General features: G+C 46.1%; 19 protein-coding genes and 1 pseudogene. All 20 read left to right on the plus strand.

Annotated features, from left to right (window positions below; translation table 11 throughout):
• Positions 1 to 3 precede the first annotated feature (3 nt).
• Positions 4 to 351, plus strand: a pseudogene (rplV, locus tag ACYVRA_RS15735) (50S ribosomal protein L22); the annotation flags it as partial.
• An 86-nt stretch (positions 352 to 437) separates the two neighbouring features.
• The gene (gene rpsC, locus ACYVRA_RS15740) at positions 438 to 1,142 is read left to right on the plus strand and encodes a 30S ribosomal protein S3 (RefSeq protein ID WP_461253682.1); all 705 of its coding nucleotides are present in this window, start codon (positions 438 to 440) and stop codon (positions 1,140 to 1,142) included.
• A gap of 3 nt (positions 1,143 to 1,145) precedes the next feature.
• On the plus strand, positions 1,146 to 1,574 hold the full coding sequence (rplP, locus tag ACYVRA_RS15745) for a 50S ribosomal protein L16 (RefSeq protein WP_461253683.1): 429 nt from the start codon (positions 1,146 to 1,148) through the stop codon (positions 1,572 to 1,574).
• Positions 1,575 to 1,583: 9 nt separating this feature from the next.
• On the plus strand, positions 1,584 to 1,808 hold the full coding sequence (gene rpmC / locus ACYVRA_RS15750; RefSeq protein WP_461253684.1) for a 50S ribosomal protein L29: 225 nt from the start codon (positions 1,584 to 1,586) through the stop codon (positions 1,806 to 1,808).
• A complete protein-coding gene (gene rpsQ / locus ACYVRA_RS15755) occupies positions 1,808 to 2,080 on the plus strand; it encodes a 30S ribosomal protein S17 (RefSeq protein WP_461253685.1) in 273 nt (90 codons plus the stop codon). The genes rpmC and rpsQ overlap by 1 nt, the downstream gene beginning before the upstream one ends.
• Positions 2,081 to 2,092: 12 nt before the next feature.
• Entirely contained in the window at positions 2,093 to 2,464 is a 372-nt protein-coding gene (gene rplN / locus ACYVRA_RS15760) for a 50S ribosomal protein L14 (protein ID WP_461253686.1), read from the plus strand.
• Positions 2,465 to 2,473: 9 nt separating this feature from the next.
• On the plus strand, positions 2,474 to 2,797 hold the full coding sequence (gene rplX / locus ACYVRA_RS15765; protein WP_461253687.1) for a 50S ribosomal protein L24: 324 nt from the start codon (positions 2,474 to 2,476) through the stop codon (positions 2,795 to 2,797).
• Entirely contained in the window at positions 2,797 to 3,351 is a 555-nt protein-coding gene (gene rplE, locus ACYVRA_RS15770) for a 50S ribosomal protein L5 (protein WP_461253688.1), read from the plus strand. The genes rplX and rplE overlap by 1 nt, the downstream gene beginning before the upstream one ends.
• A gap of 8 nt (positions 3,352 to 3,359) precedes the next feature.
• Positions 3,360 to 3,545 (plus strand): type Z 30S ribosomal protein S14, encoded by a 186-nt coding sequence (locus ACYVRA_RS15775; protein WP_461253689.1) that lies wholly within the window; start codon positions 3,360 to 3,362, stop codon positions 3,543 to 3,545.
• Positions 3,546 to 3,554: 9 nt separating this feature from the next.
• Positions 3,555 to 3,953 (plus strand): 30S ribosomal protein S8, encoded by a 399-nt coding sequence (gene rpsH, locus ACYVRA_RS15780; RefSeq protein ID WP_461253690.1) that lies wholly within the window; start codon positions 3,555 to 3,557, stop codon positions 3,951 to 3,953.
• Positions 3,954 to 3,962: 9 nt separating this feature from the next.
• The gene (gene rplF, locus ACYVRA_RS15785) at positions 3,963 to 4,502 is read left to right on the plus strand and encodes a 50S ribosomal protein L6 (RefSeq protein WP_461253691.1); all 540 of its coding nucleotides are present in this window, start codon (positions 3,963 to 3,965) and stop codon (positions 4,500 to 4,502) included.
• A gap of 9 nt (positions 4,503 to 4,511) precedes the next feature.
• Entirely contained in the window at positions 4,512 to 4,874 is a 363-nt protein-coding gene (rplR, locus tag ACYVRA_RS15790; protein ID WP_461253692.1) for a 50S ribosomal protein L18, read from the plus strand.
• An 8-nt stretch (positions 4,875 to 4,882) separates the two neighbouring features.
• The gene (gene rpsE / locus ACYVRA_RS15795; protein WP_461253693.1) at positions 4,883 to 5,539 is read left to right on the plus strand and encodes a 30S ribosomal protein S5; all 657 of its coding nucleotides are present in this window, start codon (positions 4,883 to 4,885) and stop codon (positions 5,537 to 5,539) included.
• 1 nt (position 5,540) lies between these two features.
• Positions 5,541 to 5,723, plus strand: coding sequence for a 50S ribosomal protein L30 (gene rpmD / locus ACYVRA_RS15800; protein WP_461253694.1), 183 nt, complete (start codon positions 5,541 to 5,543; stop codon positions 5,721 to 5,723).
• Complete coding sequence (gene rplO, locus ACYVRA_RS15805) at positions 5,723 to 6,232, plus strand: 50S ribosomal protein L15 (RefSeq protein ID WP_461253695.1); 510 nt, start codon at positions 5,723 to 5,725, stop codon at positions 6,230 to 6,232. Before rpmD ends, rplO begins: the two co-directional genes overlap by 1 nt.
• Positions 6,233 to 7,561: a preprotein translocase subunit SecY gene (gene secY / locus ACYVRA_RS15810; RefSeq protein WP_461253696.1), complete on the plus strand. Its 1,329-nt coding sequence runs from the start codon at positions 6,233 to 6,235 to the stop codon at positions 7,559 to 7,561.
• A gap of 28 nt (positions 7,562 to 7,589) precedes the next feature.
• Positions 7,590 to 7,703: a 50S ribosomal protein L36 gene (gene rpmJ, locus ACYVRA_RS15815; protein WP_010259325.1), complete on the plus strand. Its 114-nt coding sequence runs from the start codon at positions 7,590 to 7,592 to the stop codon at positions 7,701 to 7,703.
• Positions 7,704 to 7,717: 14 nt separating this feature from the next.
• Positions 7,718 to 8,083 (plus strand): 30S ribosomal protein S13, encoded by a 366-nt coding sequence (gene rpsM, locus ACYVRA_RS15820; RefSeq protein WP_461253697.1) that lies wholly within the window; start codon positions 7,718 to 7,720, stop codon positions 8,081 to 8,083.
• A gap of 17 nt (positions 8,084 to 8,100) precedes the next feature.
• Complete coding sequence (gene rpsK / locus ACYVRA_RS15825) at positions 8,101 to 8,484, plus strand: 30S ribosomal protein S11 (RefSeq protein ID WP_461253698.1); 384 nt, start codon at positions 8,101 to 8,103, stop codon at positions 8,482 to 8,484.
• Positions 8,485 to 8,502: 18 nt separating this feature from the next.
• Positions 8,503 to 9,138: a 30S ribosomal protein S4 gene (gene rpsD / locus ACYVRA_RS15830; RefSeq protein WP_461253699.1), complete on the plus strand. Its 636-nt coding sequence runs from the start codon at positions 8,503 to 8,505 to the stop codon at positions 9,136 to 9,138.
• Positions 9,139 to 9,146: the final 8 nt, after the last annotated feature.

The following is a 9,146-nucleotide window of genomic DNA, read 5'->3' on the forward strand; positions in this document are numbered from 1 at the left end:
GTTATGAAAGAAGAAAAAGAAAAAGTTTATAAAGCAATCAGCAAATTTCTTATCGGCTCCCCTTACAAGATCAGGCCTGTAGCTGACCTTGTCCGCAGAAGGACGTACCCTGAAGCTATTTCCATTCTGGAAAATATGCCTCATAAGGGCGCGAAACTGATTCGCAAGACGGTTAAATCCGCGGCTTCCAACGCGTTAGCGGATAACAAAAAACTTGACGAGGATATGCTTTATGTTAAAGAAATTTTTATTGATGACGGGCCGCGTCTTAAAAGGATATGGTACCGGGGCAGGGGCAGAGCGGATATGCAGGTAAAGCGAATGTGTCACATAACTGTAGTGGTTGATGAAACTACAGCTTCACAGGCTGATGCGGCTAACGCGAAAAAAAGTACCGCGTCAAAAGGCGATAAACCTTCAAAAAAGGCGGCTAAATAATGGGACAAAAAGTTAACCCGACAGGGCTTAGAATCGGTATTAATAAAACTTGGGGTTCCCGCTGGTATGTTGATCCAAAAGAGTATGTTGACGCTCTTCATGAAGATTTATATCTGCGTAAGCTGATTATGGGTATGCCGGAAACAAAAGGGGCAGATATTGCCGAATTGGAAATTATCCGTCATCCGCAAAGAATTACTATTACAATCCATACCGCGCGCCCCGGTGTAATCATCGGCGTTAAGGGCGCGAACATCGAAAAAATAGGCAATGACTTACAGAAGAAAATAAACAAAAAAGTACAGATAAAAATTAAAGAAGTGCGTAACGCTGATAACAACGCGCAGATTGTCGCGCAGAATATCGCGCGGCAGCTTTTAGCGAGATCTTCTTTTAGGCGCACAATGAAGCAGGCGATTACAAACGCGATTAAAAAAGGCAACGCGCAGGGCGTAAAAGTGCGTCTTTCTGGGCGGCTTGGCGGCGCGGAAATGTCCCGCACTGAAGAAGCAAAAGAAGGACGCATCCCCCTTCATACGTTGAGGGCGGATATTGATTACGGTTTTGCCGAAGCGCATACCCCATTCGGATCAATCGGCGTAAAAGTTTGGGTTTACAACGGCATGAAATACGGCAAAGAACAGAAAGAAGACGCAGGCGCTCTTGTCCGCAAACGGCGGGACAGGGCTCCTGCCAGGAGTTAATATATGCAGAGTCCAAAACGTGTAAAGCGCCGGAAGGTGCAGCGGGGCAATATGCCCGGAAACGCCACAAGATGCAACACTGTCGTTTTTGGCGATTATGCTCTTGTAGCTCTGGACAGGATGTGGATCACCAATAGGCAGGTGGAGGCGGCGCGTATCGCCATTAACCGCCACGTAAAACGCGGCGGAAAAATGTGGATACGCATTTTCTGCGACAAGCCGTTTTCAAAGAAACCGGCTGAAACCCGCATGGGCAAAGGAAAAGGCGCTCCCGAATACTGGGTGGCGGTAGTAAAACCGGGAACCGTTATGTTTGAGCTGGGCGGCGGCATTAACCGCTCCCTTGCGGAAGAAGCGATGGCTTTAGCGGGATCAAAACTCCCGATTAAAACAAAATTTGTCGCCCGCGCTGACATGGAATTGGGAGCTTAGGAGAAAGGGATGAAAAATTCATTTAAAACATTGTCGTTCCCCGAACTCAGGGCAAAACGGGAAGAACTTAAAAAGAAGTACATGGAATTCCGTTTTAAAAATGTTATCGGCCATGTGGACAACCCCCTGCAAAAGCGCGTAATGCGCCGGCAGATTGCAAGGCTTAACACGTTAATTCACGCGCATGAAATTGCGGAAAAGAAAGGCGCTAAAAGCGCCGCGGAGGCTAAATAATGACAGAACAAACAACGGCAGCCTTAAGCGGCAAAAAAGAATTTATCGGAACTGTAAAGAGCAGCAAGATGGATAAAACGATTGTAGTTTCAATCGAAACTCTTACGCTCCATCCTCTTTACAAAAAATACATCAAGAGGGCGAAAAAAATAAAAGCCCATGATGAGAAAAACGAGGCGAAGGTCGGCGACCGAGTCCGCGTGATCGAGTGCAGGCCAATAAGCAAAGAAAAATGCTGGAAGCTTGTAGAAATTATAGAGCGAGCCAAGTAGGGGAGACGGAATATGATTCAAGTAGAGAGCTTCCTGAATGTGGCTGATAATTCAGGCGCCAAGCTAGTCCAATGCATAAAAGTTTTGGGCGGCACAAAACGCAGATACGCGGGAATTGGCGATATTGTAGTTGTGGCGGTAAAAGAAGCGCTGCCCACGTCCGTAATAAAGAAGGGCACTGTGGAAAAAGCGGTTGTGGTGCGTACTCATAAAGAGTACCGCCGCCCCGACGGGACATATATCAGGTTTGATGATAACGCCTGCGTCATTATTGACGCCGCGTTAAATCCAAAGGGAAAACGCATCTTCGGGCCTGTGGCGCGGGAATTGAGGGAGAGAAGCGAATTTATGAAAATCGTTTCCCTTGCCCCAGAGGTTTTATAGGAGTAGGACATGGCTGAAGCATTACATAAATTTAAACTAAAAAAAGAAGATACTGTCCAGGTAATCGCAGGAAAAGACAAGGGAAAACGCGGCAGGATTTTAAAGATACACCACAACTCAGATCGGATTGTAGTTGAGGGCGTAAACATCGTCAAGAAAGCGATGAAAAAAAGAAAGCAGCAGGATCGCGGCGGGATAGCCGAGATAGAAGCGGCTATTCATTCTTCCAATTTGATGATTGTTTGCAAGAAATGCGGGCCTACCCGCATCGGGTATAAAATGGACGGGAATAAAAAGGTCAGATTTTGCAAGAAATGCGGGGAGGCGTTGTAATGGATAAAAATTATGTGCCCCGGCTTAAAAAGATTTACAAGGAGCAAATCGCTCCCGAATTGTTTAAGGAATTTGAATACAGCTCCAATATGCAAATCCCCAAGCTTCAAAAAATTATTGTAAGCATGGGCGTTGGCGAAGCGTTGCAGAATAAAAAATTGTTAGACGCCGCTATTGATACGTTGACTCAGATTACGGGGCAAAAAGCGGTAAAGACAAAGGCGAAAAAAAGTATCGCTAACTTTAAAATCAGGGCGGGTCAGGAAATCGGAGCGAAGGTGACTCTTCGCGGGACGATGATGTACGAGTTTTTTGACAGGTTAGTGAATGTCGCTCTTCCGCGCGTAAAGGACTTCCATGGCATCAACCAGAACGCGTTTGACGGGCATGGAAATTATTCGCTTGGGATTCAAGAGCAGATTATTTTCCCGGAAATTGACTTTGATAAAATTGAAAAAGTAGCCGGGTTAAATGTAGTTATTGTAACATCGGCAAAAACAGATGCTGAAGCAAAAGCATTCCTTTCTAAATTTGGAATGCCTTTTAGGAAATAGGGGGTATAATGGCACGAAAAGCGATGATTATCAAGGCGCAGCGGACTCCAAAGTACAAAACAAGGAAAGTAAACCGTTGCAGGATCTGTGGAAGGGCGAGGGGCTTTTTACGGAAATATGAGATGTGCCGTCTTTGCTTTAGAAAACTCGCGAGCGAAGGGCTTATTCCCGGCGTTACAAAATCTAGCTGGTAGGAGATAAGGATGAGCGTATCAGATCCAGTTGCGGACATGCTGACAAAGATTAGAAATGCCGGCATGGCAGGACACGAAAAAGTAGATATTCCCACCTCCAGGCTTAAGCTTGAGATAGTCAAAATATTAAAGACCGAGGGGTATATTAAAAATTTCAAGAAGGCGAATCAGGAAGGAGCGAATGTTATCCGGGTTTTCCTTAAATACGATGACAATACCGCTCCGATTATTCACGGCATAGAAAAGGTGTCAAAACCAGGCCGCCGCGTTTATATGGGATACCAAAATATGCCAAGGGTATTGAACGGATACGGAACCCTGATCGTTTCCACGTCGCAGGGTGTTACAACAGGCAAGAAAGCAGCCGAGAAAAAAGTCGGCGGCGAAGTTATCTGTACGGTGTGGTAAGAGGGGTATATGTCGAGAATCGGAAAAATACCGGTTAAGGTTCCCGGTGGGGTGAAAGTTACTTTTCAAAACGAAGAGATGCTTGTAGAAGGCCCAAAGGGAAAACTTAAACAAAAATACAATCCTATAATCACTTTTGAAGACAAGGGCAAAGAAATCGTCGTTGGCAGAAAAAATGAGCAAAAACAGACAAAGGCGTATCACGGCCTTTATCGCAACCTTTTGAATAATATGGTAATCGGCGTGTCAACCGGTTTTAACAAATCGCTTGTAGTAACCGGAGTCGGCTACAAAGTCGAAGTGCAGGGAAAACTCATTGCTATGAGTCTTGGTTATTCCAATGACATTTATGTCGCAGTTCCTGAAGGGCTTTCCGTCGCAACAGACGCGAGCGGCAAGATCACTATTACGGGAATTGACAAGCAGCGCGTTGGAGAATTTGCGGCGCAGATTCGCAAATTAAGAGGGCCTGAGCCGTACAAGGGCAAGGGCATCCGTTATGATAATGAAATCATCAAACGGAAAGTCGGCAAATCGGGCGTTAAGTAGGGTAAAGGTATGTTACAAAAAATGTTGGAGAAAGCCAGAAAGCGGCTTAGAAGAAAAGTTCACATACGCAAAAGGGTGGCAGGCACCGCCGAGCGCCCGCGAATGACTGTAACAAAGAGCAACCGCCGTCTTTCTGTTCAAATAATTGACGATGACAAAGGCCACACCCTTGTCTCGGCTTCGTCCCTTGAAAAGGATTTGAAGGGTATTAAGGCGACTGTCGCTGGAGCGGGACAGTTAGGTGAAATAGTAGGCAAGCGCCTGTTGGAAAGAAACATCAAAACTGTTGTTTTTGATCGCAACGGGTATTTGTATCACGGAATTGTTAAGGCTTTGGCCGACGGAACCCGGAAAGCGGGAATAAGTTTCTAGGGGGAATAATGGCGAAAACAAAAGATGTTATTGATGATTCAACGATAGAAGAAAATATCGAAGATAACAATACCGATTCCGCGGTTGATACGGATTCCGCCGAAACTGCGTCTGAAAGCCGGCCTGAAGGCAGGGGAAGGCGCGGGAGAGGGCGCGACAGGGATCGCGGGGATCGCGAACCTGTAGAGAAAGAATTTATCGAGAAATTGGTAAAGCTCAACAGAACAGCCAAAGTCGTGAAGGGCGGACGCCGTTTCTCATTCTCCGCGCTTACCGTAATCGGCGACCGCAAAGGAAAAGTCGGCTATGGTTTTGGAAAGGCAAACGACGTATCGGAAGCCATCCGCAAAAGCATCGACAGGGCAAAACGCAATATGATTCATCTGCCCGTAAAAAATGGGACAATTCCCCATGAAGTAAAAGGGTTTTTCAAGTCTTCTTATGTGCTGTTAAAACCGGCCCGCTCAGGAACGGGAATTATCGCAGGGGGTCCTGTCAGGGCGATTATGGAAGCTGGCGGCGTTACCGACGTGCTTTCAAAGTCGATTGGGTCTTCAAGTCAATATAACGTGGTCAAGGCAACATTTGATTGTATAAATAAAATGATGGATGCCAAGATGATTTCAAGAAACAGGGGCAAATCCCTGAATGAGCTGTGGGGTTGATATGGATAAGATAAAAATCAGCCTTGTACGCAGTACGATAGGCGTTCTGCCAAAACACCGCGCGACAGTCCGCTCTTTGGGGCTTCGCAAAATTGGCTCCAGTACCGTACAAGAAAAGAGCCCGGCTGTTTTGGGAATGGTAAAGGCTGTCGCTCATTTAGTATCAGTAGAGGATGTTAAATAATGGCGCACGATTATGATTTGCACGCTCCGGCAGGCGCGAACAAGAAAAAGAGAATAATTGGCCGAGGTCAAGGTTCCGGTCGTGGAACTACAGCCGGAAAAGGAAATAAAGGCCAGCAGGCGCGTTCAGGCGGCAAGACTTATGTCGGTTTTGAAGGCGGGCAGATGCCTTTGTACAGGCGCCTTGCCCACAGAGGTTTTTCCAATTATCCGTTTAAACAGGAATGGCAGATTGTCAATCTTGGCGAGATTGAAAAACGATATGAAGCGGGCGAAACTGTAGAGCTTGCATCCCTTCATAAAAAAGGGCTTGTTAAAGGCGTTGAGCCAATCAAGATTTTGGCTAACGGCGACTTAACCAAAAAATTAAGTTTTAAGGTTGACGGCGTTTCTTCTTCGGCAAAGGCAAAAATTGAAAAACTAGGCGGAGACGTTACCATAATTCCCGCTCCCGAAAAAGCTCGTCCTAAAAACAAGAGTAAAAAAGCGAAAGCAGGTGGAAAGAAATAAATGGCAAATCCGATAATTGGAATGTTTAGAATTAAGGAACTTCGCGAGCGCATTATCTTTACGTTAGGAATGCTTCTGGTGTTCCGCGTCGGCGCCGTGTTCCCGATCCCCGGAATCAATGTTAGGGAATTATCCCGTTACTTCATGGATCAGGCAAATTCAGGAAATCCAATAGTAGACTATTTGGACTTCTTCGCCGGCGGCGCGTTCTCTAACTTCTCAGTTTTCATGCTTGGCATCATGCCTTACATTTCAATGTCGATTATCATGCAGTTATTGCTTATCGTCTTCCCTAGTTTAAAGAAAATATCGCAGGAAGAAGGCGGGCGTAAAAAAATACAGCAATGGCAGCGTTACGGAACCGTAGTAGTCTGCCTTATCCAGTCTTATGCCGTTACGCAATACGCGCAGGCGATTTCACGCAGCGTTAATAATCTTCTATTTATCGGCATGGGGGCGTTTACGTTAATCGCCATGCTGACTGTAACGACGGGAACAATGTTCCTTATGTGGATGGGAGAGCAGATTACAAAGCGCGGCCTTGGCAACGGAATATCGCTGTTAATCTTTGCCGGTATCGTGGCGCGTCTTCCACACGCGGTTTACGAATTAATCGACATGATGAGGAAGGGGACTCTTAACCCGGTATTTGTCGTTATCGTTTTTGTAATGTTTATCGCGGTTGTCGCGCTTGTCGTTCTTGAACAGCAGGGGCAGAGAAAAATCCCAGTAAATTACGCGAAGCGCGTCGTCGGCAGAAAAATGTACGGGGCGCAGAATACATATATTCCGTTTAAGATAAATCCTTCGGGAGTAATACCCGTCATCTTCGCGTCGTCAATTTTGATGTTCCCGCTGCAAATCGCCCAGACTGTCGGCGGTAATGTGGCGTGGCTTGCGAGAGCGGCGCAATTGTTAAGCCCGCGGGGAACTCTTTACAATATACTGTATGTGCTTTTAATTATTTTCTTTGCCTATTTTTATACGCAGGTTTCGCTTAACCCCATAGAAATAGCAAAACAGATTCGGGAAAACGGAGGTTCCATTCCCGGGATTAGGTCGGAGAAGATAGAGGAGTATCTTACCAAAATCCTGAACCGCATCGTGCTTCCCGGTTCTTTATACCTTGCCCTGATAGCGGTCATTCCGACCTTTATCCAGTGGGCGTTTAAGTTTCCAACGTCAATTTCCTATTTGATGGGAGGCACATCGCTCCTCATCATGGTGGGCGTTGGTTTGGATACGATGAGCCAGCTTGAGGGATTGTTGAAAATGCATCATCATGAGGGTTTGGTCAAGCGCGGAAAACTGCGCGGACGGAACTTGTAAGTATTAAGGATTTAGGAGATTATAAGGAATGAAAGTTAGAACCAGCGTGAAGCCCATTTGCGACAAGTGCAAAGTCATTAAACGCAATGGGATTGTTCGCATTATATGCCAAAATCCCAAGCATAAGCAAAAACAGGGTTAAGGAAAGGAGAGTACATGGCGCGTCTTGTGGGAGTTGACCTCCCAAATAAACATGTGAATATCGCATTGACCTACATTTTTGGAATTGGCAGGCCAAGCGCGGATGCTATTGTCGAAAAGGCAAAGCTCGATCCTATGAGGCTTATTAATGATCTGTCTCAGGAAGAATTAAACGAACTGAGAAATATCATTGAAAGCGATTATAAAGTTGAAGGCCGTTTACGCACGGAAGTGGCGTTAAACATTAAACGGCTGATGGATATTGGCTGTTACCGGGGACTGCGGCACCGTAAAGGACTGCCGCTTCGCGGTCAACGCACAAGGACAAACGCCCGTACTCGCAAGGGTAAAAAGAAAACCGTTGCCGGTAAGAAGAAATAGTTTTTTTGGAGGAATAAGTGGCTGCTGCTGCAAAAAAGAAGAAAGAGAAAAAGTCAGTATATGAAGGTAATGTCTACATTCAGGCGACCTTCAACAATACTATTGTTACAATTACCGATCTGATGGGAAACACAGTTTCTTGGGCTTCATCCGGAATGTTGCAATTCAGGGGCGCGAAAAAATCGACACCCTTTGCCGCCCAGTCGGTAACCGAGACCGCCGCTCAAAAAGCGTTACAGGCGGGGTTAAGGGAAGTGCATGTGTTTATTAAGGGGCCGGGCATTGGCAGGGAATCGGCTATCAGGCAGCTTGGCGTAATGGGCATCAAGGTAAAATCAATCAGCGACGTTACTCCGATTCCGCATAACGGCTGCAGGCCAAGAAAGACCAGACGCATATAAAATATTAGGAGAGGAAGTATGGCAAGATATACCGGCCCTGTTTGCAGAATGTGCCGTGTAGAACAGAAAAAATTGATGCTCAAGGGGAACCGCTGTAAGAGCGATAAATGCCCGATGAATAAAAAGAGGGCAGCCCCCGGAAAGGATCCAAAATCCCGCCCCGGCAAAAGGTCAGATTACGGCGTTCAGTTACGCGAAAAGCAAAAGCTTAAAAGAATTTACGGAATGGTGGAAAGCCAATTCCGTCTTTTCTTTGAACGCGCGCAAAGAATGCCAGGCATAACGGGTGAAAACCTTTTTGTATTGCTGGAAAGGCGGCTTGATAATGTCGTTTACCGTCTGCGCTTTGCGTCATCAAGAAGCCAGGCCCGTCAGCTTGTCTTGCACGGGCATATACTTGTAAACGGCGAAAAAATTACGATACCTTCCTACATTGTAAAACCTGAGAATGAAATCAGCGTTGCGGAAGGAAGCAAGAGCATGACGGTTATTAAGGACGCGTTAAGGGAATTCGGCAAATCGGGCGTGATGCCCTGGCTCAGTCTTGACCCTGACGCGATGAAAGGAAAGTTCCTTGCTTCTCCAAGAAGAAGCGATGTTACGGATCTAGGCGACATTAAGGAACAGATGATTATCGAATTATATTCTAAGTAAGGAGTACT

The organism is Treponema sp. R8-4-B8 (assembly GCF_054786175.1).

What these genes read in the sequence shown, in the direction of transcription:
- rpsC (WP_461253682.1), top strand. Translation starts at nt 438, where the DNA reads ATGGGACAAAAAGTTAACCCGACAGGGCTTAGAATCGGTATTAATAAA.
- rplP (WP_461253683.1), top strand. Translation starts at nt 1,146, where the DNA reads ATGCAGAGTCCAAAACGTGTAAAGCGCCGGAAGGTGCAGCGGGGCAAT.
- rpmC (WP_461253684.1), top strand. Translation starts at nt 1,584, where the DNA reads ATGAAAAATTCATTTAAAACATTGTCGTTCCCCGAACTCAGGGCAAAA.
- rpsQ (WP_461253685.1), top strand. Translation starts at nt 1,808, where the DNA reads ATGACAGAACAAACAACGGCAGCCTTAAGCGGCAAAAAAGAATTTATC.
- rplN (WP_461253686.1), top strand. Translation starts at nt 2,093, where the DNA reads ATGATTCAAGTAGAGAGCTTCCTGAATGTGGCTGATAATTCAGGCGCC.
- rplX (WP_461253687.1), top strand. Translation starts at nt 2,474, where the DNA reads ATGGCTGAAGCATTACATAAATTTAAACTAAAAAAAGAAGATACTGTC.
- rplE (WP_461253688.1), top strand. Translation starts at nt 2,797, where the DNA reads ATGGATAAAAATTATGTGCCCCGGCTTAAAAAGATTTACAAGGAGCAA.
- ACYVRA_RS15775 (WP_461253689.1), top strand. Translation starts at nt 3,360, where the DNA reads ATGGCACGAAAAGCGATGATTATCAAGGCGCAGCGGACTCCAAAGTAC.
- rpsH (WP_461253690.1), top strand. Translation starts at nt 3,555, where the DNA reads ATGAGCGTATCAGATCCAGTTGCGGACATGCTGACAAAGATTAGAAAT.
- rplF (WP_461253691.1), top strand. Translation starts at nt 3,963, where the DNA reads ATGTCGAGAATCGGAAAAATACCGGTTAAGGTTCCCGGTGGGGTGAAA.
- rplR (WP_461253692.1), top strand. Translation starts at nt 4,512, where the DNA reads ATGTTACAAAAAATGTTGGAGAAAGCCAGAAAGCGGCTTAGAAGAAAA.
- rpsE (WP_461253693.1), top strand. Translation starts at nt 4,883, where the DNA reads ATGGCGAAAACAAAAGATGTTATTGATGATTCAACGATAGAAGAAAAT.
- rpmD (WP_461253694.1), top strand. Translation starts at nt 5,541, where the DNA reads ATGGATAAGATAAAAATCAGCCTTGTACGCAGTACGATAGGCGTTCTG.
- rplO (WP_461253695.1), top strand. Translation starts at nt 5,723, where the DNA reads ATGGCGCACGATTATGATTTGCACGCTCCGGCAGGCGCGAACAAGAAA.
- secY (WP_461253696.1), top strand. Translation starts at nt 6,233, where the DNA reads ATGGCAAATCCGATAATTGGAATGTTTAGAATTAAGGAACTTCGCGAG.
- rpmJ (WP_010259325.1), top strand. Translation starts at nt 7,590, where the DNA reads ATGAAAGTTAGAACCAGCGTGAAGCCCATTTGCGACAAGTGCAAAGTC.
- rpsM (WP_461253697.1), top strand. Translation starts at nt 7,718, where the DNA reads ATGGCGCGTCTTGTGGGAGTTGACCTCCCAAATAAACATGTGAATATC.
- rpsD (WP_461253699.1), top strand. Translation starts at nt 8,503, where the DNA reads ATGGCAAGATATACCGGCCCTGTTTGCAGAATGTGCCGTGTAGAACAG.